The 25,123-nt window shown below is 31.0% G+C and carries 28 protein-coding genes; 6 read left to right on the forward strand and 22 right to left on the reverse strand.

The genetic code is table 11. The features are described from left to right. Positions 1-80: 80 nt before the first annotated feature. Complete coding sequence (locus KPL51_RS12800) at positions 81-1,235, reverse strand: ribose-phosphate pyrophosphokinase (RefSeq protein WP_216162047.1); 1,155 nt, start codon at positions 1,233-1,235, stop codon at positions 81-83. 275 nt (positions 1,236-1,510) lie between these two features. Between KPL51_RS12800 and nudC the strand changes: the two genes are divergently transcribed. Then, positions 1,511-2,338: an NAD(+) diphosphatase gene (gene nudC / locus KPL51_RS12805; protein WP_224854188.1), complete on the forward strand. Its 828-nt coding sequence runs from the start codon at positions 1,511-1,513 to the stop codon at positions 2,336-2,338. A 569-nt stretch (positions 2,339-2,907) separates the two neighbouring features. Further along, positions 2,908-4,083 carry a DUF4317 family protein gene (locus KPL51_RS12810; RefSeq protein WP_216162051.1) on the forward strand — a complete coding sequence of 392 codons (1,176 nt, stop codon included), beginning with the start codon at positions 2,908-2,910 and terminating at the stop codon, positions 4,081-4,083. A 34-nt stretch (positions 4,084-4,117) separates the two neighbouring features. Here KPL51_RS12810 and KPL51_RS12815 read toward each other — a convergent pair whose 3' ends face one another. The 10 genes from KPL51_RS12815 to KPL51_RS12855 form a co-directional block, all read right to left on the reverse strand. Then, positions 4,118-4,813: a response regulator gene (locus tag KPL51_RS12815; protein ID WP_216162054.1), complete on the reverse strand. Its 696-nt coding sequence runs from the start codon at positions 4,811-4,813 to the stop codon at positions 4,118-4,120. Further along, positions 4,806-6,389: an ATP-binding protein gene (locus tag KPL51_RS12820; RefSeq protein ID WP_216162057.1), complete on the reverse strand. Its 1,584-nt coding sequence runs from the start codon at positions 6,387-6,389 to the stop codon at positions 4,806-4,808. The genes KPL51_RS12815 and KPL51_RS12820 overlap by 8 nt, the downstream gene beginning before the upstream one ends. Positions 6,390-6,406: 17 nt before the next feature. After that, complete coding sequence (locus tag KPL51_RS12825) at positions 6,407-6,760, reverse strand: FMN-binding protein (protein WP_216162060.1); 354 nt, start codon at positions 6,758-6,760, stop codon at positions 6,407-6,409. A 154-nt stretch (positions 6,761-6,914) separates the two neighbouring features. Further along, entirely contained in the window at positions 6,915-7,658 is a 744-nt protein-coding gene (locus KPL51_RS12830) for an ABC transporter permease (protein ID WP_216162063.1), read from the reverse strand. Between the two features lie 212 nt (positions 7,659-7,870). Further along, complete coding sequence (locus KPL51_RS12835) at positions 7,871-8,407, reverse strand: ATP-binding cassette domain-containing protein (RefSeq protein ID WP_216162066.1); 537 nt, start codon at positions 8,405-8,407, stop codon at positions 7,871-7,873. Beyond that, entirely contained in the window at positions 8,404-8,850 is a 447-nt protein-coding gene (locus tag KPL51_RS12840; protein WP_224854191.1) for a UbiX family flavin prenyltransferase, read from the reverse strand. The genes KPL51_RS12835 and KPL51_RS12840 overlap by 4 nt, the downstream gene beginning before the upstream one ends. Beyond that, the gene (locus tag KPL51_RS12845) at positions 8,843-9,334 is read right to left on the reverse strand and encodes a 4-hydroxybenzoate octaprenyltransferase (protein ID WP_224854213.1); all 492 of its coding nucleotides are present in this window, start codon (positions 9,332-9,334) and stop codon (positions 8,843-8,845) included. The genes KPL51_RS12840 and KPL51_RS12845 overlap by 8 nt, the downstream gene beginning before the upstream one ends. Next, positions 9,335-9,466, reverse strand: coding sequence for a hypothetical protein (locus KPL51_RS24050; RefSeq protein ID WP_263628354.1), 132 nt, complete (start codon positions 9,464-9,466; stop codon positions 9,335-9,337). A 63-nt stretch (positions 9,467-9,529) separates the two neighbouring features. After that, complete coding sequence (locus KPL51_RS12850) at positions 9,530-10,501, reverse strand: polyprenyl synthetase family protein (protein WP_216162069.1); 972 nt, start codon at positions 10,499-10,501, stop codon at positions 9,530-9,532. 159 nt (positions 10,502-10,660) lie between these two features. Next, positions 10,661-12,505 (reverse strand): FAD-dependent oxidoreductase, encoded by a 1,845-nt coding sequence (locus tag KPL51_RS12855; RefSeq protein ID WP_216162072.1) that lies wholly within the window; start codon positions 12,503-12,505, stop codon positions 10,661-10,663. Between the two features lie 495 nt (positions 12,506-13,000). Here KPL51_RS12855 and KPL51_RS12860 point away from each other — a divergent pair, with 495 nt between their 5' ends. Beyond that, positions 13,001-13,441, forward strand: a complete 441-nt coding sequence (locus KPL51_RS12860) for an aminotransferase class III-fold pyridoxal phosphate-dependent enzyme (RefSeq protein WP_312888631.1) — start codon at positions 13,001-13,003, stop codon at positions 13,439-13,441. Further along, entirely contained in the window at positions 13,413-14,141 is a 729-nt protein-coding gene (locus tag KPL51_RS12865) for a peptidase U32 family protein (RefSeq protein WP_216162075.1), read from the forward strand. The genes KPL51_RS12860 and KPL51_RS12865 overlap by 29 nt, the downstream gene beginning before the upstream one ends. Before the next feature lie 146 nt (positions 14,142-14,287). Here the strand turns inward: KPL51_RS12865 and KPL51_RS12870 are convergent, their stop codons facing one another. From KPL51_RS12870 to KPL51_RS12885, 4 genes are all read right to left on the reverse strand, one after another. Then, on the reverse strand, positions 14,288-15,481 hold the full coding sequence (locus tag KPL51_RS12870; RefSeq protein ID WP_216162078.1) for an acetate/propionate family kinase: 1,194 nt from the start codon (positions 15,479-15,481) through the stop codon (positions 14,288-14,290). Between the two features lie 52 nt (positions 15,482-15,533). Beyond that, positions 15,534-15,905, reverse strand: a complete 372-nt coding sequence (locus KPL51_RS12875; RefSeq protein ID WP_216162081.1) for a hypothetical protein — start codon at positions 15,903-15,905, stop codon at positions 15,534-15,536. Positions 15,906-15,990: 85 nt separating this feature from the next. Continuing rightward, positions 15,991-16,722, reverse strand: a complete 732-nt coding sequence (locus KPL51_RS12880; protein ID WP_216162084.1) for a TIGR03915 family putative DNA repair protein — start codon at positions 16,720-16,722, stop codon at positions 15,991-15,993. Beyond that, a complete protein-coding gene (locus KPL51_RS12885) occupies positions 16,715-17,977 on the reverse strand; it encodes a putative DNA modification/repair radical SAM protein (RefSeq protein ID WP_216162087.1) in 1,263 nt (420 codons plus the stop codon). Before KPL51_RS12885 ends, KPL51_RS12880 begins: the two co-directional genes overlap by 8 nt. Positions 17,978-18,154: 177 nt before the next feature. On the opposite strand from KPL51_RS12885, the gene KPL51_RS12890 reads away from it, so the two are divergent. After that, positions 18,155-18,649 (forward strand): methylated-DNA--[protein]-cysteine S-methyltransferase, encoded by a 495-nt coding sequence (locus KPL51_RS12890; protein ID WP_216162090.1) that lies wholly within the window; start codon positions 18,155-18,157, stop codon positions 18,647-18,649. Positions 18,650-18,755: 106 nt separating this feature from the next. Here the strand turns inward: KPL51_RS12890 and KPL51_RS12895 are convergent, their stop codons facing one another. The 7 genes from KPL51_RS12895 to KPL51_RS12925 all read right to left on the reverse strand — a co-directional run bounded on the left by KPL51_RS12895 (position 18,756) and on the right by KPL51_RS12925 (position 24,043). Continuing rightward, positions 18,756-18,962 (reverse strand): hypothetical protein, encoded by a 207-nt coding sequence (locus KPL51_RS12895; protein ID WP_216162093.1) that lies wholly within the window; start codon positions 18,960-18,962, stop codon positions 18,756-18,758. A gap of 78 nt (positions 18,963-19,040) precedes the next feature. Beyond that, positions 19,041-19,985, reverse strand: a complete 945-nt coding sequence (locus KPL51_RS12900; protein WP_216162097.1) for a ribonuclease Z — start codon at positions 19,983-19,985, stop codon at positions 19,041-19,043. 155 nt (positions 19,986-20,140) lie between these two features. After that, complete coding sequence (locus KPL51_RS12905; RefSeq protein WP_216162100.1) at positions 20,141-21,277, reverse strand: trans-sulfuration enzyme family protein; 1,137 nt, start codon at positions 21,275-21,277, stop codon at positions 20,141-20,143. 28 nt (positions 21,278-21,305) lie between these two features. Continuing rightward, positions 21,306-22,049, reverse strand: a complete 744-nt coding sequence (locus KPL51_RS12910; RefSeq protein ID WP_216162103.1) for an amino acid ABC transporter ATP-binding protein — start codon at positions 22,047-22,049, stop codon at positions 21,306-21,308. Positions 22,050-22,062: 13 nt separating this feature from the next. Next, the gene (locus KPL51_RS12915; protein WP_216162107.1) at positions 22,063-22,746 is read right to left on the reverse strand and encodes an amino acid ABC transporter permease; all 684 of its coding nucleotides are present in this window, start codon (positions 22,744-22,746) and stop codon (positions 22,063-22,065) included. A 12-nt stretch (positions 22,747-22,758) separates the two neighbouring features. Beyond that, entirely contained in the window at positions 22,759-23,556 is a 798-nt protein-coding gene (locus KPL51_RS12920; protein WP_216162110.1) for an amino acid ABC transporter substrate-binding protein, read from the reverse strand. Between the two features lie 133 nt (positions 23,557-23,689). Beyond that, positions 23,690-24,043, reverse strand: a complete 354-nt coding sequence (locus KPL51_RS12925; protein WP_216162113.1) for an Rcat domain-containing protein — start codon at positions 24,041-24,043, stop codon at positions 23,690-23,692. Positions 24,044-24,276: 233 nt separating this feature from the next. Here KPL51_RS12925 and KPL51_RS12930 point away from each other — a divergent pair, with 233 nt between their 5' ends. Then, a complete protein-coding gene (locus tag KPL51_RS12930; RefSeq protein ID WP_224854216.1) occupies positions 24,277-25,101 on the forward strand; it encodes a polysaccharide deacetylase family protein in 825 nt (274 codons plus the stop codon). Positions 25,102-25,123 lie beyond the last annotated feature (22 nt).

Here is a 25,123-nt window from a genome sequence, read left to right on the forward strand (position 1 = left end):
CATAGTAAAAGTTTAATAATTCTTTTACCATGATAGTCTTATATATGTACTTTTCTAATAATTTTGCAAATTATAACTACTTATATTGTTTTTTTGCTCAATAAATCTTTTATGCCTTTAGTCGCATCCATTAATGGAGCTATAGATTTATCATAATTCATGTTATTTATTACGCTAGCAATGAACCCCGACATATCAACTTCACGGAACCATTTAGCTTTCTTAACTTCTTTAGGAATATAAGTTAAATTTGTTGAATATATTCTTTCAATTAAACCTTCTTCATAAAATTTGTTGAATTTTTCAATACCTTCAGTAAACAATGCAAAAGTTGCTGTAACAAATATTCTTTTTGCCTTACGTTTTTTAAGTTCCAATACTATATCAAAAATTGATTCACCTGATGCTATCATATCATCAACTATCAATACATCCTGTCCTTCGACTTCTCTTCCCATATATTCATGCTGGACTATTGGATTTTTACCATTTACTACTTTCGAATGGTCTCTTCTTTTATAAAATAACCCAATGTCAAGACCAATCACACTAGAGTAATAAACTGCTCTATCCATTGCACCAGTGTCTGGGCTTATCACCAGCACCTTTGCTTTATCGATTAATAGTTCAGGCTCTTCTTCTAAAATAGTTTTCACTATTTCATAAGTGGGATATAAATTATCAAAGGATATAAGTGGTATTGCATTCTGAACATTTGGGTCATGAACATCAAAGGTTATAATATCATTAACCCCTAACCTTTCTAATTCTTGAAGTGCTATGGCACAATCAAGGGATTCTCTACGTTTTCTTCTATGTTGTCTACTTGCATAGAGTAATGGCATTATTACAGTTATTCTCCTTGCTTTTCCACCTAATGCAGATAAAACTCTCTTTATATCTTGAAAATGATCATCTGGACTTTTGTGGTTCTCAAAGCCATACATTGTATAGGTACAATTATAGTTTCCTACATCGCATAATATGAATATATCTTTACCTCTAACCGTATCTTCTATAATAATTTTCCCTTCACCGTTTGAAAATCTAGTATCAGTCATATTTATGAGAAAAGATTTTTCGCCATCTATGTTTGGATTTATAGATTCATTCATGTAGTCCTTACGTTTTCTCATTAAAATTTCATTAATTCTATTTCCAAGCTCTGAACTACTTTCTAATGCCATAATACCTAGACTACAATATGGAATACTAGGTAATTCTTTAAGATCCATAATAATACCTCCTTGAAATATAAAAAAGCTGCTTAAACCAGCACCTACTCTATAATCTTATTAAACAATTTAACTCATTTGTTTTATAACATATATGTAATTTTAACATATATACAATTGTAAAAGAACCCCAAGATTATAAAATTGAATATTAAATTTTGAATATTCAACACTTCGAGTATATGATATAATAATATGCAATTGAAAAATTTACATAAATACAACCGCACTATTAGTTAACAAATATAAAAATTCAGATTGGAGATATGATATTAATGCCTAATCAGGAAAACATTACAAATTTTATGCCAGCAGTAGTTGCAATTTTGCCTGAGTCAAATGAAGATATATATTTTTTATTTTGCAAGGATGAGTTATTAGTTAAATCTGTAGACAATAAGGCCATAATACCCGCTATTAAAGATCTAGAAAATTTAGAATTAAATAATACTCAATATTTTGGGTCTATAAATGGTGAAAATTGCTTTTGTGGAGAATTATCTAAAGAATGTATTATTCCAAGCAATATGTATTTCAGCAAGTTTAAGGCACTAACTCATCATTTACCTTCAGATATGTTTTGGATAGGAGGTAGAGCTATCCAAATTGTAAACTTTAATAATGACCATAAATATTGTGGCAGGTGTGGTACATTCGCAGAGAATGTACCAGGAGAAAGGGCTAAAAAATGTCCGAAATGCGGACTTGTAAATTACCCTAGAATTTCTCCTGCTATAATTGTCGCTGTTGTTCGGGAAGGAAAATTGCTTCTTGCCCATAATACTCAATCTGCTTTGGATTTATATAGTGTTGTTGCTGGATTTGTAGAAGTTGGAGAAACTTTTGAGGATTGTGTTGCTCGTGAAGTTCGTGAGGAAACTGGAATTAATGTTAAAAATATAAAATATTTTGGAAATCAACCTTGGCCTTTCCCTAATTCTTTAATGATAGGATTTACTGCAGAATATGCAAGTGGTGAAATACAAGTAGATGGGAAGGAAATTAGTCAAGCTAACTGGTATAGTCCTAGCGAAATACCTATAACACCTGACAGTATAAGCATAGCTAAAAAATTAATAAACTGGTTTACTGATAATTTTTAAAATATTATAAAATAAAATAAATAGAAGTTAGAATTCTTAATTCTTAGCGAATTAGATCCTAACTTCTACTTTCTCTTAATATATTCAACAACATTTTTTCTCCTTAAACTATATTTCCGTTTTTTATCTTAATCATTAAATTAGTATTGAGTTACGAACTTAAACTTTAATTATTACGGTAAGCTATCTCTTGTATTCCTAAGTAATTACTTTAATGGCTTCTTAGCCGATTGCAATGGCAATCATCATTTAATTATTAGTTTACTTATAGTTTTTATATATTTTTATGACCTCGCCCCACTCTCTTATTTTTCAATTTGTTGGGGGTATCAAGTTTTGTTTAAAGATTTTACTAAATATATGATAAGTTGCGCTTCTTATATTTATAATGTAACACGCTAATAATACTTTGTCAATAGTTATTATTAATCAATATAGGAAATTTATAATTTCATTACCTAATTTTGTGTTATAATTTTAAACATATTAAAGAAAATATGGTGTGAGTAATTTTAAGTATATTTTCTTAAATGTGTCTAAAATAAAATAACAAGGAAAGAGGTTTAACCATGAATAAAAAAGAATTGGCAGACATACGAAAAGAATTTAAATTAGATAGTGGAATGATGAAGATTCAAGAAATTTATAGTGTGTATTTAAAAAAAGATAATGTACAGATTGATTTTGAGCCAGTTATTCATTCAGAATTTGATTTCTTTGATAGAATGGATATGGATAAAAAAGAGCTTTTTCTAGGTAATTTCAAGAAAGTACTTACAGGTGCCCTTGACACTAAAATTTTTGAATTGGATTTTCAAAGTACAGAAGAAGATAACAACACTCAAACAATTTTGGGCACTGCTTTAAAATCAAGTGTTAAAACTGAAATTGAAAGCTCCCTTAATAAACTTATTAAAAAAATTGCAGCTAACTATAAATATGAAACTGATGTGGTGGTTACTTTTATCAAAGCTGAATATTGGCTAGGTTCTACTCATAGAAATATGGATGCAGGTGAAAGCATAGATGATGCGGTCCAAGCTTTTAATTTCATTCTTTCAAGTGTAAATAAAATTGATGTTCCAAAACGAACTCTAAAATTTGACTATACTGATAAAGAATTCAAAGCAAATTCGACCTTAGATTCAGTTATCAATCTTAATTCTCCCTTAGAGGGCTTCATGTTCCCTAGTCTTACCAGTGGGTATACAGACGTAAATAAAATTTTGTATTATGCCTCAAAACCTAAAGAGTTAAACTCCACCTTCATTGAGAATGTTCTTAACTGTGGTTTTAAATTTACTGCTGAAGACGAAAAAAACTGCTTTGGTGATATATTAAAATCCATAATTGGAGACAAGATAAAACCTGAACTTATGCAAGACATTTATGTTAATATACATGAGCTTTCACAGCAAGCTGAGGAAGGAGAAACTGCTACACTTGGGATTGAGGATATTAAAAACATTCTTAATAATTGTAGCGCAGAGATTGCATGCGATATTGAAACTGCTTTTGAAGAAACTTGTGGTAGCAAATATGATTTTAAAATAAACAATATTGTACCTGAATTTAATTCAAAATCCATTAAAATTACTAGTGAAATGGCGAATATTACACTAACCCCTAAAGATCTTAATTCTGTTAAACAAGTTAAGAATAAAGATGGTAAACGCTGTCTACTTATTGAAATTGATGAGGACATTATAATAGAAGGATTCAAATTAGAGACTGAAGAGTTTTAAAAATAAAGAAGAATATTAGTGCATCTTAATGACACTAATATTCTCCTTTTATTCTGTATTTATTTTTAGGCCTACCAACTTTACCATATTCCATTTCTACCACAAGCTTTTGTTCTTTTTCTAAATAATCTAAATATCTTCTAGCAGTTATTCTAGAAACTCCAATATTGCTTGCAATCTGCTCTGATGTGAAATATTTATCCTTCATATCAGTTATACCAACTATAACTTTTTCATAAGTATATTGATTAAATCCCTTGATATCACCAATATTCTCATAATATTCTATGACATGTTTATTTTCCTTAATAGTATATTTATCAATATTTTCTTGCTCCATGCTATCAATGTTTCTAAAACTATTTTTTCTGCTTTTAAATTGAAGCAAGGCTTCCTTAAATCTATTAAATTTAAATGGCTTTACTAAATAATCTACTGCACCATATCTAAATGCTTCTTCAACAGTTTCTGTATTCCTATCTGCAGTGATTAATATAACATCACATTTTAGGTTTTCCAGTCTTATCCACTTTAATAAGTCTGTACCTAATCCCTGTGGGAAAAAAACATCTAATAATATTAGGTCAGGACTCCCACTTATTATAACTTCTTTCGCTTTTTCAATAGAGTTCACACTATTATATAATATAAACCCCTCTACTTTTTTCAAGAATTTTTCGTTTATTTCTCTAACCATCGGGTCGTCTTCAACAATAAGAACCTTAATCATATCTCCTACCCCTTTTCATTGGTATGAATATATCCCATATAGTCCCATTCTCTTGTAGAATATTTATATCTCCACCTGCATAATCTACTATTTGTTTTACAATACTAAGCCCAAATCCTCTATTCCCAGCTTTAGTTGTAAATCCTCTAGTAAAAACCTTATCCACTATATTTTCACTAATTCCTGGGCCATTATCTTGAATTCTTATTCTAAGTTCATCAGTATTAGATATTAGCCTTACAAATATCTTACCATTTTCAAATTTCACTAATTCTTCTATAGAGTTCTCAATTAAGTTCCCGATAACAGAGCAAATCTCATCTACTGTTATTGTTTCAGGAATTTTATCTAGATAGGAATTCGAATCAATTTCTACTGAAATTTTGGCTTCTGTTGCTTTGTTATATTTAGCAAGCAGGAGCCCCGCTATGTGTGTATTTTTAATTCTTTTGCTGAGAATTTCAGAAACTTCTCCGCGAAGCTTAGATATATGAGAAATATATTCAACAGCCTCATCATATTCTTCCAATTGTATAAGTCCTGAAATAGTATGAATTTTATTCATAAACTCATGGTTTTGTGCTCTTAAGGCACAGGTCATTCTTTTAATTCCAGTTAATTCTTCTGCCATGTTCTTAACCTCGGTTAAATCTTGAAAACTAGATACAACCCCTATAATTTCTTCTTTATGATCTTTTAATAAGGTATGACTACACATAAGGGTTTTATCTTGCCCTATTTTAATTTCATGATTATATACAGCTTCCTTCGTCCTCAATACTTCCATCATTTCATCTGTATAATTAAAGTTTAATTTATCAACACTTTCACCTATGCACCCATCATCTAGTTTTAATATTTGCTTAGCTATTTTATTAAACAAAATTATTTTTCCACTACTGTCTATAGCTATAATCCCATTTTTGAGATTTTGTAATATTAAATCTTTCTGGCCTAGTAGTAGAGCAATTTCCTTTGGCTCCAGCCCAAATATGCTTTTTTTTATTGTATCAGCTAAAAGGGCTGCAGCTATTATGCCCATTAAAAGTGCTGCTACTAAAACGATCTTTAAATTGAATAAATGGTCACTAAGTTCGGCATATACAGTTTCTGTTAAAAGACCCACTAAAACTGCTCCTACTTGTTTTTCCTTATAATATATGGGAACGAAGGCTCTTGTCGCAGAAATCAAAACGTTTCTGTCCCTAGCCACATAGGATTCTCCCTTTGTTAGCACCTGCTGTTCCCCACCGTCGGCATATTTTTTACCTAGTGAATTCCCATAAGGATAGGAATATTTAATTCCCTTCATATCCATAACAATAATATATTGAAATCTAGTTTTCTTTCTGAAGCTTTCTATAGTATCTTGGACAATTTTATAATTCTTTGAAGTTGCTAAAGTTTCTTCAATTATATCCATAGAAGCGATAGTTACAGCCAAATCCATAGCATTATTTCCCATTTGAGTTTCCACAGAATTTTGTGCTTGATAATAAGTAACAATACCTATGCTACCAATAACCATAAATATTATAATACTTATAAATATTGTTAATCTATACTGTAATTTCAATGACACTTCACCTCGTATTATGGTTTTTTAACTTTAGCTTTATCTAAAGCATTTTTAATGGCTTTAAGAAGACCATTACTTGTATAGGTAGCCCCTGCAACAACCTCAACCACTGGGCTATTCGCCTTTATTACTCTTGGTGGAATTTTTTCATAAACTATTTCAGCTATCACTGGAGTTTCTTCTTGCTCCAATACTTTAATATTTTTTATTTCATAGGGATCCGTCTCTACTTGTACCTTTATAGGCCCTATATGTCCTTCGGCATTTCCTTCATAAATTCCTTCTTTATAAATTATGTTTTTAGAATCACAAGCCAGAAGTCCAGTGACTAAAATTATAGATAATGCTAGTCCTATTATTTTTTTCAAGTATGTTCCCTCCCTTGTTATTCTGTTAACCTTTTATAATATAAATAGTGATTGTTATAATTATATCATTTTTCTACTTTTGTGTCATATTTAGTACACAATTTAATAGAACATTACATATTTAATCAAAATAAATCCAATAATCTTATTGGATTCACCTCCACGGACAAAATATTCCTTCTAAAATATCAGTTATGATAAATAAAAACAGGCCAATTATACTTAAAATTATAATACCTGAATACATTTGAATATAGTTAATTCGCATCCAGGAGTCCATAATAAAATATCCCATTCCATATTCAGTACCAAAATTTTCAGTAAAAAACAAAACGGATATTGCTGTACCTATTCCTATTCGAAGGGATGTTAATACAGCTTTAAGTATTCCTGGAAAAATGATTTCTTTTATTATTTGAAAATTTGTTGCCCCTAATGAATACATAGGATAAAATACTTCTTCCGGAATATTTTTCACTTCATCTCGTATATTAACCACAACCGGGAAAAAAGTAATTAAAAAAATCATAACTATTTTTGTTAAATCCCCTAACCCAAAAATAAGCATTACTATAGGAAGTAATGCAATCTTAGGCACTGGATAATTAAAGTAAATAATTGGTGAAAATATTAAATCGATTTTTTTAAAATAACCCATCAAAATTCCTACTGGTATTCCTATTGCTAAAGTAAATAGCAGTCCTACTATAATTCTATTGAAACTGTAGACAACATGGATTGCAATATCACTCCGAAAGGTTATAAAAATATTTATTATTATTGCATAAGGTGGTGGAAATAGTGGATTGTTAATAATTATTGCTCCTATTTGCCATAATACAAAAACAATAATAAAAGCAATAATAAAATTAACTATTTTATTTTCTTTAAGTCTCATTCCTGCATGTCTCCTTTAAGAATTTTTCTAAGTTTATCTTTTATATTTATGTACTCCAAATCAACTTCCATATTTACACATCCAAACAATGGATTACTTATAACTTCAACTATTGTTCCTGGTGACGAGGAGATTACAGCAATATCCTTCGCTAAATATATTGCTTCTTTAATATCATGGGTTATAATTATAGTTGTAACTTTATGTTCTTTTCAAGCCTCTAAAAACATTTTTTGAACATCTTCTCTAGTCATAGCATCTAAGGCAGAAAAGGACTCATCCATTAAAAGTAAATTTGGTTTTAGTAATAGTGCCCTAGCTATGGCAACTCTCTGCATTTGTCCCCTGCTTAACTGATTTGGATATCTTTTAATAAATTCTTTAAACTTTAACTCATTTAATAACTTCTCATAAAAATCCATATCTATATTTACCTTACCATCTTTGATTTTAGCAGATAATAATATATTTTGTTCTACGGTTTTCCATTTAACTAATCCATAATTCTGAGGTATTAATCCAATTCTATATATCTTAGGATTTACTGCCAACCCATCTATTGAAACTTGGCCGGAGTAATCCACAATAATGCCTGCTAAGACTTTTAAAAGGGTGGATTTTCCTGCACCGGAGGGGCCAATTATAGCACATATTTCCCCTTTCTCCACTGTTAAATTTATATTTTCTATGACTTTTACATTTTTGCCCTTGTTTTCATACCAAACATTTAAATCATTTATTTTTATCATTTGCGATTGCTCCACTCATGATATAAATCACTATCTATATTTAAGCTTGTAAGAATCCTTCCTACAGTAATATTTACAATGTCTTCAATTGTTTTAGGTCTTTCATAAAAAACCGGCATTGGCGGTATTATCAAAACATTTAAATCACTTAAAAAAAGCATATTCTTAAGATGGATAGAACTAAGTGGTGTTTCTCTTGGAATCAAAATCAACTTTCTTTTTTCTTTAATCATTACATCCGCGGCTCTTATTAATAAATTATCTGAGGTGCCACTTTTAATTTTTGAAAGTGTTCCCATGGAGCATGGAACAATTACCATTCCATCAGTCTTAAATGAACCACTTGCTATAGCTGAGAACATATCATCAATATCACATAATTTAAGTTTGCTACTATTTTTGTTGATATTTTGAATCCATATATCAAAATTTATTTCAAGCAAATGATCCCTTTAACCCAAATTTAGCCGGTATAGAAAACAAGCCAGTTTTTCTATCAAATTCAATATCTTGAGTTGCATAAATTATATCAAAACCCGCTACCCACAATGTTACTATAGCGCCTAAAATAATTGGTGTTAATGCAAATTTACCTGTTACTGCAAGCCATGCTCCTACAGGAGCTCCAGCACAGGTAATACCTAAAACAATATGACATGCCCACGTAAATCTCTTAGTATAGGAATAAATTATAAATAGAAAAAGTGCTTCTGGGGATAATATGAAACATAGAGTATTTAACTTATAGGCTGCTATTATAAATATAGAAAAACAAAATATCACTATTCCTAAGGCTTCATAATCCTTAACTAATCCTTTTGGCATGTGTCTATTGGCAGTCCTAGGATTTTTTTTATCAATATCTTTGTCTACGATTCTATTAAGAGCATTAGCACCATTTCTAGCTCCAGCAAGCGCAATTAATATTCAAAACATTGTTGTAGCGGTAGGTAACCCATCAGCTGCCCATATCATTGCTATTAAGGCGAAAGGAAGGGAAAACAGTGTATGAGAAAACATAACTAACTCTCCATAACTTTTAAGTTTCTTTAATACCATATTCACTCCACCTCTTATCTACCATTTTTTTAATTTTATCCGACATTTCTATCATCTAAACACTTAGAAGTTACGATTCAATAATTTTTGTGCTACATGTTTAATTACTTGTTTGCTTTCACACTCAGGTAATTTTTCTATATAATCAAATGCTTTTTTAGTATACATATTAGCTAAATTTTGAGCTTTCTCTATCCCTTTAAATTCATTAACTAATATATTTATTTCTTTTATATCCTCATTATTTAATGAAGAGTTGTCTAATATGGTGGAAATTCTATTTTCTCTATCCTCGGCCATAGCATATATTAATGGTAAGGTATAATAACCTTTTATTAGATCACTTTGAGCATTTTTCCCAAGTTTATAACTATCTCCACTGTAATCCAGCAAATCGTCAATTATTTGAAAAGCCATTCCAATATAATAACCAACTCTTCCCAGTAATTTTGAAGTCTTTTCATCACATTTAGATTCTTTTGCTCCAGTATAAAAGCTAATAGAAAATAGAGCTGCTGTTTTTCCTGATATAACCTTAATATATTTTCTAAGGCTTGTGTTTTTCAAATACCTCATATTATATTGTCTTATTTCACCCATACATATCTTAGATATAGCTTTTGAAATATCTCTTAGATTTTCCGTGGAATAATCAAATCCAGATAACATTATAAAACATTGGCAAAATAAGAAATCACCTATATACACTGCATATTCTTTACTATATTTGTGCTGCACCGTTTCTACTCCACGCCTGAGTTTAGATTCATCTACAACATCGTCATGAACTAAAGTTGCCATATGCATCATTTCAATGGCAGCTCCTAAATTATGCATTTTATCCTTATCATATTCGCCAAATTTTGCTGAGAGTAGTAAAAAGGCAGGTCTTAACATTTTCCCACCTGCATTCACTAGCGGAGAAATAGCTTCATCAAACTCTTTTTCACTAGATTTTACGTTTTTAACAATTATTCCAGTTATATCCTCTAATTCTTCTGTAATATCAGGGTAATCTTCCCAAAATTTACTCATTTTATCACCTTGTCCAATTATTTTTTAATCTTACTAACAACAATCTACATTATTAATATTCCACTATAAAATCAAGTGTCCTTTTAATTATTTTAAAAGGACACTTGATTTTAAAAATTCAATTTTTAGTTATAGCATTATTGTTTATATATTTTCTAATTAATCTACATATAAATAAGATTTTTTAACCCATCCTACGCTCTTCCAGTATTTCTTTAAAATTGGTAACACATAATAATCCATACCAAAAGTGCTTCCAGATCCACCTATAAGTGCAATTCCTGCTGCTATATACCATAACATTTCAGCAGGAGCCATCCCTGAAGTCCAGATCATTATACCCATTGCAATTGACATAAGTGAAGCTAATGCGCTAAATAGCCCAACTATAAGCATTAATCCTACTAATATTTCTGCAATTACCATACCTGTTTGGAAAATTGTAGCTAAAACTGTATATCCGCCATCTCCTGAATAAAAGAAAGCATCCATAGACCATTTAACTATTTTCTCTATAAACCCTGGCACTGGTAATGCAACCCAGTTCTCTACTACTGCCTTTGCTCCGTCAGCTACAGCTGTTGCTGCTGTTGCTCCATCAACTACTGGTGCAGGTATCAAGAAAATTTTTGAAGGATCAGCTATTATTTTAGGTAATTTAGCAAGTCCTTCCGTTAACCACTTGTAACCAACAAACATTCTCAGTACTAATAACCAGAAATTTGGAGATGATTTTGCAAAATACCCACCCACCATACTTCTATTATCTTTAACATAAACAAACTCATGTAATAAGTATGACCAACATTTGTTAAATCCAGCAACCTGTATAAAATATACTATATTTATAAAGTGTTTTACGAATAATGCAAAGAAACCTGATAAGGCAAAAAAATTCTTTCCTGCTCCAACGTTTGCTACACCATATTTACCGCCTACGCATACCATGGCACCATGGAATGAAGGTTTATAAGATTTCTTTTCTCCGCCCTTTACATCGGTGTAAACATTATGTGCAATTATAGCGGCAGATTCTTCTGCGTTTTCTACCATCTGAGGAAGTGGTCTTTCTTCGCCTTCAGGAATAAAGAAAATATTATCACCAACAACATAAACATTTTCATAATCTAAAGATTGCAATTTATCGTTAGTTACTATTCTTTTCCTTCCCTTTTGCTGTATGTCCATTTTCCCAATAATATCTGAACCCTCAACACCAGCTGTCCAAATTACTGAGTAGGTGCTAACCAGTCCATTATTTCTAATTGTGGCAGTGTCTGGTGTAACTTCTGTAATTCCAGCATTAGTTAGTACTGTAACACCTAGTTTATTCAGTCTTTTTTTAGTTTTTGCTTGTAACTTGTCCGGAAAATTAGGTAATATTTTTGGTAGGTCATCAGCCAAAATTAATGTTACTTCTTCTTTTCCTATGTAAAATTCCTTGCATAATCTTTCTTTCCACTCACCAAGTTCTCCCATCATTTCAACACCTGTGAAACCACCACCAACAACTATAAAAGTCAGAAGTTTCTTTCTTTCATCTTTGTCCGTCTGTTTTGCAGCTTTTCTGAACATTTGAAGGACATGTTCTCTTAATGCAACCGCATCTTCAAAAGACCATAATTTGTGACAAAATTCCTCGGCACCTTTTATACCAAAGTAAGTAGGCTTACATCCAGAACCAATTACTAGATAATCATATTCATAAGAATTATTTTCAGATTTCAAAACATTGTTTTTAAAATCCAAATCAGTAATTTCATCAAGTACAACATTTACTTTTCTTTTAGCAAATATTTTTTTAAGATCAATTCTAATTGCATCTTCAGAAACTCTTCCGGCAGCTACTTCATGAAGTTCAGTAAGTAGTGTATGGTAGGGATTCTGGTCTATAAGAGTAATTTCTACCTCTTCATCTTTTTTGAACTTTTTTGCGAGTTTTTTGGCAGTTAAAACTCCACCATAACCTCCGCCAAGTATAGCTATTCTTTTCTTTTCACTCATACTATATCCCCCTCAGTTTGTGAATTATTATTAATAGAACTACTTAAGTAAAAAAAATATAATTTAATTTTACTTAAATTGTAAAATCATTAAAACATTGTTCTACAATAAATTATATGCGTTATTTACAGTGTTATCTACTTTTTATTTCTTTAAACTTTACTAGTTAAAATTTTATCATAATAATTATAATCAAGCAAATAAACAGGCGATTTGTTCATTAATAATATGTTTTGTTAATTAAGTTCATGGATATATTAAATAGGTGGTTTGTTGGTGTTTACACTAAGTTAAATACGTGTTATGCTAACTTCGTTATTTACATTTCATTACAGTGTTTTATATTATTTTATTTGCTATTTCACCTTCTCTTAACTTTGCGTATTATAATATTTTGTGAAAGTTATACTAATTGTGTAACTAAAATTACAAGATTTATCTACTGAACCAATAGTTACTCTCGCAGAAAAGCTTTCATCTGTATTACCTGGGGATATTAATCATTCTTTTTTTTGCTGCAGCGGTTCAGAGGCTAATGAAGGTGCACTCTTACTTGCTCGACTTTATACGGGAAAAAATGAATTTATTTCATTAAATAATAGCTTACATGGTAGAACTTATTTGACTATGAGTGTTACAGGACTACCTATGTGGAGAGCAGATCCTATGCTTTCTGATTGCGTTACCTTTGTACCTAATGTTTATAGCAAAGAGAAAACTCTTGATGAAGCTGCTACGGATTCCTTAAAAGCTATTGAAGATGTAATATCTTCTAAAGGTGCAGATAAAATTGCAGCCTTAATTGCAGAGCCCATTCAAGGTAATAGTGGCATTATAACTCCACCTCAGTGGTACTTTAAGAAATTGAAGACAATTCTTGAGAAAAATGGCATATTGCTTATCATAGATGAAGTTCAAACAGGCAAGAACTACTAAGATATACCTAGCTTTCCCAAGAATGATGTTTGAAGAGGATTTTTCTAAATACAACCAATTACTTCTAGAAAACGACTTAGGTCTTGATGGTTTAATTGTAACAAATATAGGAGCTATTCATAAATACAAGTCATTAGGACTTGAGCTTATTGGTGATTATTCTCTAAATATTTATAATCACACTGCAGCTAGTTTCTATGAAAAACAAGGTTTATCTATTGCTACTCTTTCTTTAGAAACACCACTGCTTGATGCTAAAGAAACTATTATTAAATCAAAAATCCCCATTGAAATTGTAGTTCATGGTTCTCCATCTGTTATGTATATGGATTATGATTTATATGAGAACACTAAAATTTTAGAGCCTTCGAAACGTGAAGACAATTCTCTCATTCCTAACAATGTATTAGTTTTAGTTGATGAAAAAGCACATGAACACCCAATATATAGAGATAGTTATGGAAGAAACCATATGACACTTTATAAAGAGCTTTGTTATCTTCCTTTTTTAAAAGAACTTAATGATATTGGTGTAAATCATTTTAGAATTGAAGCCAGCCATTACGATACTATTAAGCTACGAAAAATGCTAAGAATTTACAAAGAGGCAATTAATGATTTAAGCAAATGTGAAGGCTTATTCCATAGCCTAGATTCTATTAATCTTGGATTTACTCTTGGAGCTTTTCAATTTATTTAACAAAAAAACAAATAAAAGGACTAATAGTTTAGAAAATCAAAGAAACCCCCTACAGCTTATCTGGTTGTGGAGGTTTCTTTAATTAGACTATGAAGATATATACACTAACTTTTTGAATTATGCGTTATTTTCATTTTTCTAATATCTTATGAATTAACAACTTCTAATGTATCTCTTGCTATCATTAACTCTTCATTGGTAGGTATAACAAAAACTTTCACTTTTGAATCTGCTGTACTTATTTCTGCCGCGATGCCTATAACATTATTTTTTTCTCGATCTATTTTAACACCTAAAAATTCTAATCCTTTGCAACAGGCTTCTCTAGATTTCGATGAATTTTCACCAACTCCAGCAGTAAATATGATACAATCTACACCCTCTAAGGCACCTGCATAAGCACAAATGAACCTTCTAACTTCATAATGAAAAACATCTAAAGCGAGTTGTGCTCTTTCATTGTCCTTAGCTGCAGCCCAAAGATCTCTAAAGTCACTACTTATTCCAGAAATCCCTAGCACTCCTGATTTTTTATTAAGTATATCTGATACTTGTTCTGGAGACAATGATAATTCTTCCATCAAGAAGGTTATAATTGATGGATCTATATTTCCTGATCTTGTTCCCATAGCAATCCCTGCAAGAGGTGTGAATCCCATGCTTGTATCAATGGATATACCTCCTTTAATTGCAGCAATACTTGCTCCATTTCCTAAATGACAGGAAACGATTTTTAAATCTTTAATATCTTTGTTCATCATTTTTGAAGCTACCCGGGACACATATTTATGTGAAGTTCCGTGGAATCCGTATTTTCTTATTTTATGCTTCTCATATAATTCATATGGTAGTGCATAAATATATGCATACTTTGGCATATTTTGATGAAAGGCCGTATCAAAAACTGCTACCATTGGAGTGCTTGGCATAAGCGCCTTGCAACTATTAATTCCAATAATATTTGGTGGATTATGAAGTGGTGCGAGTTTTGAGCAACTTTCTAAAGCCTTCATTACTTCTTCATCAATTAATACAGACTTAGAATAGTATTCTCCACCATGAACCACTCTATGACCTACCGATGAAATTTCGTCTACACTTTTGATTACTCCATTAGTTTTATCTATTAGTGTTTCAAGAACCAACTTAATTGCATCTTTATGATCTTGCATATTTTGTTTTACTATATATTTTTCTCGGCCTTCAACCTTTTGGCTTAAAACTGTTCCTTCACTGCCAATCCTCTCAATAAGTCCTTGTGCTAAACACCTTTCATCTTGCATATTGATAAGTTGGTATTTTAGAGAAGAACTACCACAGTTAATTACTAATACTTTCATAAATAAATTCCCCTTTGTGCATGATTATAGCAATTATTCCAGATTATATATTCTACATATCTCTTGGGTCTATATCACTAATCATTTTTATTTTACCTAATATGTACCATTTGGCTTCTTGATTTTCCTTTTCAATTCTATATACTTTTCCAAGTATTTTAGCCTTAGACATAACTCCTGCGAGTGATCCTACAAATGAAGGTGTATTTAATTGAGCTTTCTTGTTTTTTTTCACATAATCAATGTTATCAACAATAGGCTCTTTGGGAAGGTTACTGTTAATTTCTTTACTAGTTTTAGCTGTCTCTTTGCTAACAGCACCTAATTTTTCTAATACTTTGTAAACTTCTTCCATCTTACGTTTTTTTCTTTCAATACTTATACTAGGACTTTCAATTTCTTCGTGTTCTACTAATTTTTTCATAATCATCGTTCCTTTCTTAAATCAACAATTGTCTAACAAATGCGTTTATATCTATTATATCATGCTTTGCAACACTTTTAAGACATTATTTCATTTCAGTCAAATTGCTCCAATATTTTTTAGGCATAAGTTGCATCTGAAGTCTCTCATTTGTTCTTTCTTTTATGGCAATACTTTTATGAAATGCCTTCCAAAGATTTTGATAGAACAATTCTTTTTCCTCATGACTTTCCAATTTTTCAAATTTTAAATCCCTAAGTATCCATTCATTATTTTCATAAACTATACCGATCTTTCTCTTTACATCATGAATTACCCACTTTTCATTTGTGAGTCTTGCTTTAAAATGATTTCCTATTAACTCAAGAATATTATAAGTAGGCTCAATTGAAGCATACAAGATGTTATTAAATTCTTGAAATCTAACTAATCCTAAAAATCTGTGGGCTTCAAACCCCACTTTTCTAGAATATTTTTGTACTTCATTTACTGTTGCGTCTATTAGCAAATCATTTACTTTACTACCTATCTTAAATCCTATCTGTATATATTTAAATAATTTTAATTCTATTCCCTGTGCCTCAGACAAAAATGCTTGATATACATGACTTAAAGTATCTTGTGATATTTTTTCTAATATAGCCATATATACCTTATTGGACTTTACCATATCAGTCTCTATAAGTATGTCATTATATAGGATGTTGAAATTATACCTATTTTCCGACTCTATACTATCTGGTATTTTATTATAATAGCAAGAGTGTATAACTGATAGAAAGCCATCAAAGCTTCCATCATAAATATATCTAACCAAACAAATCACTCCTTTGGATAAATAAACTTAGTTGCTCCGGCTTATCAAAGCTTTCATAATCTAATAAATAATTTTTAAGCCTTTCCCTTTCCATATCCTTATCTCCATAAAATTTTCCACTACAGGTTAAAAAGTATCTAGCTCTTTTAAGCACAATTCCTATTTTCTTCAGGTTATCATAAGAAAGATTACAAAGTCTTCTCGCTCTTATAATCCTTAAAGCTGATGTTACTCCTATACCTGGAACTCTGAGTAATGTCTCATAAGGAGCATTATTTACCTCCACAGGGAATTTGTCTAAATTATTTAATGCCCAAAAGGCTTTAGGATCTAAATCTATATCAAAATTAGGATTTTGTTTATCTAATAATTCATTAGCCTTAAATCCATAATACCTCAAAAGCCAATCTGCCTGATACATTCTATGCTCTTTTAAAAGTGGAGGGGTAGTCTGAATGGCTGGTAAATTTATATGTGATACCACTGGAACATAAGCAGAATAGTAAACTCTCTTAAGTCCAAAAGTATTATATAACCCTTCAGTAAGACTAATTACACTTAAATCACTTTCATTAGTTGCACCAACCATTATCTGCGTACTTTGTCCCCCGGGGGTAAACTTGGGAGACTTAAAACCTTTTTTCTTATATTCAGTGGATTCTATTATGCTTTGGGTAATAAGTCCCATAGGTTTTAATATTGCATCCTTACTCTTTTGAGGTGCTAATAGCTTTAAACTTCTTTCCGATGGTAATTCAATATTTACACTCATTCTATCTGCGTACAAGCCTGCCTCATAAATGAACTTTGGATCAGCACCTGGAATAGCCTTTACATGAATATATCCATTGAATTTATGAATTAGCCTTAAATCTTTTACAATCTTAACTAAGTTTTCCATTGTGTAATCTGGACTTCGCTCTACCCCAGAACTTAAGAACAATCCTTCAATATAATTCCTTCTATAGAAATTCATAGTTAAGTCAACTACTTCTTTAGGTGTGAAACTAGTTCTCTCTAAATCATTGCTAGCTCTATTAATACAATATTTACAATCATATATGCATTTATTAGTATACAAGATCTTAAGTAGTGAGATACATCTACCATCCTGTGACCAGGAATGGCAAATACCTGATGATGCTGCATTTCCTATTCCGCCCTTTGTATTCTTTCTATTGGAGCCACTAGAAGAACAAGAAGCATCATACTTTGCTGAATTAGATAATATTTCAAGCTTTCTCATTACATCCATTTTATCGCCTCCCAAACGTTTGTTCTTATTTTATCATATTTACTGTAAAAAGAGAATACAATTCTCTCAAAAACAATTTATTTTATAAACAAAATAAGGCCTCTAAATCTGGACAGGATTGAAATCTTATGTTACCTTTTATTTATATAGATTATTTTATAATTGAGGAGGACTTCTATGAAAATCGGGTATGATATTTATTATTCCCCTATTGGGATGATTCATGTGGTTGTGGATGAACTCGGTGTTAAAAAAGTAGAGATTTTTGAAGAAGATTGGGTAGAATACAAGAACAAGCATGAATTTATTCAAAGAGATGTGAAGCTATGCGAAGAAGTTATGGTTCAGCTAGACGAATATTTCAAAGGAAAAAGGAAAAGTTTTAACATACCCCTATCCATAGAAGGTACAGATTTCAGAAAAAAAGTATGGAAAGCCCTTCAAGATATTCCTTACGGCGAAACCCGAAATTATTTGCAGATTGCAGAAGCCATAGGAAATCCTAAAGCTGTAAGGGCAGTTGGGCAAGCAAATAAAAATAATCAATTGCCTATTATTGTACCTTGTCATAGAGTTATTGGTAAAAGTGGAAATTTGGTAGGTTTTGCAGGCAATAGGACTCCGACTCAAAAGCTACTATTAGAAATAGAAGGAGTCAAAGTTGAAAAATAATTATAAAATATAAGTTCTATAATAGTATATCAGAAAAAATCCCCCTGTTTTTTTACAAGTGGGGGATTTCATTTATTATTAATAACTCTTTAATAGCTTACTATCTCTAATTTAGTATTTTTATTAGATACAAGCTATTATCTAAAATACTTTGTTCACAACTAAATTTAACACCCTCATCAATAAATTCAAAACATACATCTCTTGTACTATTTATATCAAATAGACACTTTCCTTTTTCAGCTAAGGATTTTACAGCATCCTCATGAACTCCTTCCCTAAGCAAATGCTGTTTGATTTCTGTATTTAACATTTTAACATCTCCAATCTCTATCCTGTACTTATTACTATCAGTTACAACACAAATAATACCCTATAATTTTTATTTTTCCTAATCTACAAAAGACATAGTCTTAACAAATCTATCAAAGCCGATAATTGTATTTTTAAAAATGCTCTCGGCTCTATCACTATATCCTTCAGGAATATGCAATGAAGGGCTAAAATGTGTCAATAAGAGTTCTTGTACCTGACCATTTAAAGCAAGCTTAGCTGCCTCGCTAAAGGTCATATGTTTATTCTTTATTGCTTTTTCAATATCATTATCATCACCATATGTGCCCTCGCAAATAAACAAGTCACTTCCTTTAATAAAAGTTACTATTTCAGGTATTGGTCTTGTATCCGTGGTAAAACTGAGCTTTATACCTTTTCTTTCTTTTCCCAGCACCATACTAGGCAAATATGTCTTTTCATGATGAATTATAGGCTCATTTTTTTGAAGACTACTCCATAATTTTTTAGGAATCTCATTTTTAATTGCACTTTCAATATCAAATTTTGGTTTTCTTCTAAAATAAAAACTATAACCTAAACAATCAGTTGAGTGCTCAAGTTCCATTGTTGAAATTATTAGATCATGGAATCCTCCTAATGATGCATCCCTAGAGTTTATTGGAGTTTGCATTTGCAATGGTCCCTGTGGGTCCTCTAAAATATTAAGGTCGTAAGGAAGGTACGGCGCTACAACCCTCAGCCCATTGACAATATCTGTAATACCTTTAGGACCAATTATTGTAATAGGTTCAGTTCTACCGCTATTTCCAATGGTAGCAAGAATACCTGGTAGTCCCACAATGTGATCCGCATGTCCATGAGTTATGCAAATTATATCTATTGACTTAAAACCCCAACCCAGTATTTTCATGGATACTTGGGTGCCTTCCCCACAATCAAGCAATATCTTTCTACCTTTATAATTTATAAGAAGTGAAGATAGATATCTTTCGGGAACAGGCATTCCACCTCCACATCCTAGCAGTGCTACATCAACCAATTAAATCACCTCATCTACATTGTTTATTTATCCTATTGTACACCCATTTGCATTATAATATCTATATCTATAGAGTAGGCTACATAACAATATTTTATACACAAGCTAAAAAATGAATGCCCTATTTAGGACATCCCTTCTCAGTTATTTTTAAATTATAATTCTAAAGCCTTTGTTAAATCTTCCATGATATCGTAAGCATTTTCAATTCCTACTGATAATCTTATCAAATTATCAGTTATGCCAATTTTTTGTCTCATCTCAGAAGGAATTGCAGCATGTGTCATAGTTGCAGGATGACAAATTAATGACTCTACTCCTCCTAAGCTTTCTCCAAAAGTTACTAACTCTAAATTTCCTAAGAAACTTTTATAATCATACCCTTCTTTAAGAATGAAAGAAATAATTCCACCATAACCTTTAGCTTGTTTAGATTGTATTTTGTATCCTTGATGATCTTCAAACCCTGGATAATATACTTTTTCTACTTCACTTTTATCTTTTAAAAACTCTGCAATAATCTTTGCATTTGAGTTGTGTCTGTCCATTCTTAATGCTAGTGTTTTAATACCTCTTATTAACAAGAAGGAATCAAATGGAGATAAAACTCCCCCTGTTGAATTTTGTATAAAATGTATTCTTTCAGCTAATTTACTATTATTCACTACCACAAGGCCAGCAATTAAATCACTGTGTCCAGCTAAATATTTTGTAGCACTATGAATAACTATATCTGCACCGAGAGTGATTGGTTTTTGTAGATATGGTGTCATAAAAGTATTGTCTACAATAGTAATTAAATTGTTTTTCTTTGCTATTTTTGCAACCTCTTCAATATCTGTAATACCCATCAATGGATTGGTTGGAGTCTCTATAAAAATAGCCTTTACACTGTCATCAATATTACTTTTTAGTTCTTCTATATTTGATGAATTAAATACACTGTAATGTATACCAAAGTTAATAAAATATTTATCTAAAACTCTAAATGTTCCACCATAAATATTATTCGATATAAGAATTTTATCTCCCGTTTTAAATAATGATAGTACTGCCGTTGTTGCCGCCATTCCTGAACCAAAAGCAAACCCAGCATAACCTTCCTCAAGTTCTGCAATAAGTTTTTCCACAGCTGCTCTTGTAGGATTTCCTGATCTTGAATACTCATAAGCATTATCAGCGTCAAACTTGCCTTTTTTAAATGTAGATGTCTGGTATATAGGTACATTTACTGCCCCCGTACTAGCATCACCATCTATTCCACCATGTATTAATAAAGATTCAATTTTCAAATTTTTTTCCTCCTCAATAATCTATTAATTAATCCGAAACTAAATTTAAAAATTGTTTTATTCGTGGATTAGTTGTGTTACTTAATAATTGATCAGGTGTCCCCTTATCAATAATAAGCCCGTTATCCATAAATATTATATTGTCCCCTACTTCTTGTGCAAAACTCATATTATGAGTAACAACTACCATGGTCATGCCTTCAAGAGATAGCTCCTTCATAACTTTAAGCACCTCTGCTGCAAGTTCGGGATCAAGTGCTGATGTTGGCTCATCGAAGAGCAAAACTAATGGTGCTATAGCCATAGAACGTGCTATAGCAACTCTCTGTTGTTGTCCTCCTGAAATCTCATGAGGATAACTGTTACTTTTATCTAAAAGTCCAACCTTATCTAGTAACATAAGTGCTTTATCATTTGCAACTTTCTTAGATTGCTTAAGTACAGTTACCAGACCCTCCATAATATTTTCTACCACAGTCATATGGGGAAATAAATGAAAGCCCTGAAATACCATTCCTGTATTTTTACGCAGCATTAATATTTCTTTTTCAGTCGGCTTTTTATTTCCACTAAATGTAAGTTCACTGTCGCCAATTTTTATGGTTCCACCATTAGGCACTTCTAATAAATTCATACATCTAAGAAGGGTTGTTTTACCTGAACCTGAAGGTCCTATCACAATTGTTGTTTCACCCTTTTTAATTTGTAAATCAATACCTTTTAAAATTTCATTATCTCCAAAGCTTTTGTGTAAATTTTGTATGTTAATCATGAATTTCCTCCAATTACTTAGCCACAAATTTTTCAAGTTTTTTCTCTATCCTCTGTTGAAGTGTAGATAATATAGTACAAAATAATAAGTATATAAAAGCTACTTCACAGTACAATACAAGAGGCTCATATGTTGCCGCAGTTATTCTTTGAGCAATCTGAAACATTTCAGTTAAAGTAATCGCCGCAGCCAAAGATGTATCTTTAACTAGACTTATGAAGGAGTTTGATAGTGGTGGCACAGATACCCTAGCTGCTTGTGGCAAAATTATACGAACTAATGCTTGGGTATGTGTCATTCCAATTGAGGCACCTGCCTCCCACTGACCCTTTGGTATTGATTGAATTGCTGCTCTAATTACTTCTGAATTATAAGCTCCAACATTTAGTGTAAAACCTATAATTGCTGCTGTTAGAGGTCCCATTGTTAATCCAGCCATTGGTAATCCATAAAACACTATAAATAACTGTACTAGAAGAGGAGTACCCCTTATTATCCAAACATAAAAACTTGATATTAAAACTAATGGTTTATATTTTGAAATACGTGCAAGGGCCGTTGCCATAGCCACTATTGAACCAAGAATAAAAGAAATCACTGCAAGTGGAACTGTAAATTTCACACCTGCTATTAATAAAGGAAAGAACGAATCTTTAATTATGTTTAATATTCTTATTGTCTCTACATCAAAATTCATATTATCACCCTATTATTTTGATACATCGCTACCAAACCACTTTTCAGAAATTTTTGCGTAAGTACCATCTGATTTCATATCAGTAAGTGCTTTATTAGTTGCATCTACTAATTCTTTATTTCCTTTATTAAACATAATAGCACTTGGCTGTGCATTTCCTTCTTCATCAACAACTTTTACAGCAAGATCTGGTTTTTGCTTTTTAAGGTCAAGATAAGATAAGCTATCATTAACCGTAGCATCTACTCTTTTAGAAGTTAAAAGATCAATTGATTGATTAAAGCTGTCAACTGCTTGAAGCACTGCACCATTATCTTTTGCAATTTTAGCTAAGTTACTAGTCAATGATTGAGCAGATTTTTTGCCTTTCAAATCTTCAAACTTTTTGATTGTAGTATCAGCACTATTTACTATAAGTACAGCTTTTGAAACTATATAAGGATTTGAAAAATCATATTTCACTTGTCTATCAGGTTTAATTCCAACCTGGTTTACTACCATATCGAATCTCTTTGCATCTAGGCCAGCAAACATACCATCCCACTTTGTTTCTATAAATTCAGGTTTAATGCCGATACGCTTAGATACTTCCTCTGCAATTTCAACATCAAATCCCGTTAACTTTCCTGCCTTATCATGGAATGTATATGGTGCATAGGTACCTTCAGTGCCAATGCGTATTTTTCCTTCACTCTTTATTTTTGATAATAAATCTTTAGATTCATTATTTTTACCGCTACTTGTCCCACATCCTGCAAGACCTACCGTTGCTATTAATAAAGTACTAATTAGTATAGATAATTTTTTCATTTGTTGTCCTCCTAGTATTCCTACCGTTTTAGTAAGGTATTGTTTATATAATACCACAGTTCTTCTTTTGTTGTCAATATAGTTTTTTATGTTTACAATTGTTTCAAATAAAAAAGAGCCCTAAGACTCCTTTTTATTTGTCTGAATCTAAATTACTTATTTCAATATACTCGTCTTCTCCAAGTTGCCTTATGAATTCATATTCTTTTACATACATTAAATGAATTTTTGTTTTTACTTCCATTAAAGTTTTGGACTTTTCCTTATTATCTTCTCTTTCTATTATATCTGCTTCAATTAAACTGCCATGCTTCATGTTGATTCTAAGTTTATATGTATTATCAATATTTTCATTCCAGGGTTCTAAGCAAACTGCTTTCATTATTGTATTTTTACATTTTGAGCACTCCATATATAGTTGTTGTTCAACTTTTTCAATGATTACTTTATTATTATCACATGATTTACATACCATAGTTCTATACATATATAAACACCTCTAGTATATATATGTATTAAGTCAGAAATTTATGTATATGGTGATTAATAATCTAATTGGCTATATTTTCATGAACATAAATAGTGATTATTGAATATAATAAATATATCAAGCTTTAAAATTGCATAGGATGAAATATCTTATTACTTACGGGGGCGGTCATTATAAAAAAATTTATAATTATATTAATTCCTATTGTAGCTATAATCATATTGCGTTTAATGTTATATAATTCAAAAGTAGAAAAAAAAGATCTTAAAACTTCACTAAATTATGAGATAAATAAACAATTAGAGGTTACTACCAATGATCTTAAATTACCAACAATTAGAACAGAACCAAAATTAAATGATTTGAATAAAACTATTGATATATTGGTAGGGGCCAATAAGCCTGTAGCTAATAAACCAATAAAGGTAAGTGAAAAGGAAGTCTATCTTACCTTCGATGATGGTCCTTCTGAGAACACTTCCAAAGTACTGAAAATTTTAAAGGATAATGATGTTCATGCAACATTTTTCGTTAATGGACACACCGGCTATAAAAAGGTATACAAACAAATTGTAAATCAAGGAAATGTTATAGGTAATCATACTTATTCACATGATTATAAAACAGAATATTCATCTATCATTGCCTATAATCAAGAAGTAGATAAATTGAATTGTTTTTTAGAAGGTATTGGGATTCCGAGGCCTATACTCATGAGGTTTCCTGGAGGATCAAACAATACAATAAGCAATAATTATGGTGGCAAAGATATAATGAACAAATTAACCAAAGAACAAGTAAGAAAAGGCTACCAATATATTGATTGGAATGTTTATTCGGGAGATTCAGATAAAGTGACGGAAAACAAAAATGTTATTATAGAAAATGTTATGAGGGAATCTAAGGGTATGAAGTCAATTGTGATTTTATTTCACGATTCAAAACCAAAGACAACTACTGTGGAGGCTTTACCTATCATTATTCAAAACTTAAAACAGCTAGGATATGTGTTTAAAACCTTATCAATCAACAGTCCTGTTATTCACTTTAAATAAAACATATAAGTAAAAAAAGACA

The sequence above is a fragment of the Clostridium bowmanii genome (assembly GCF_018861315.1).
Classification (GTDB): Bacteria; Bacillota; Clostridia; order Clostridiales; family Clostridiaceae; genus Clostridium_AD; species Clostridium_AD bowmanii.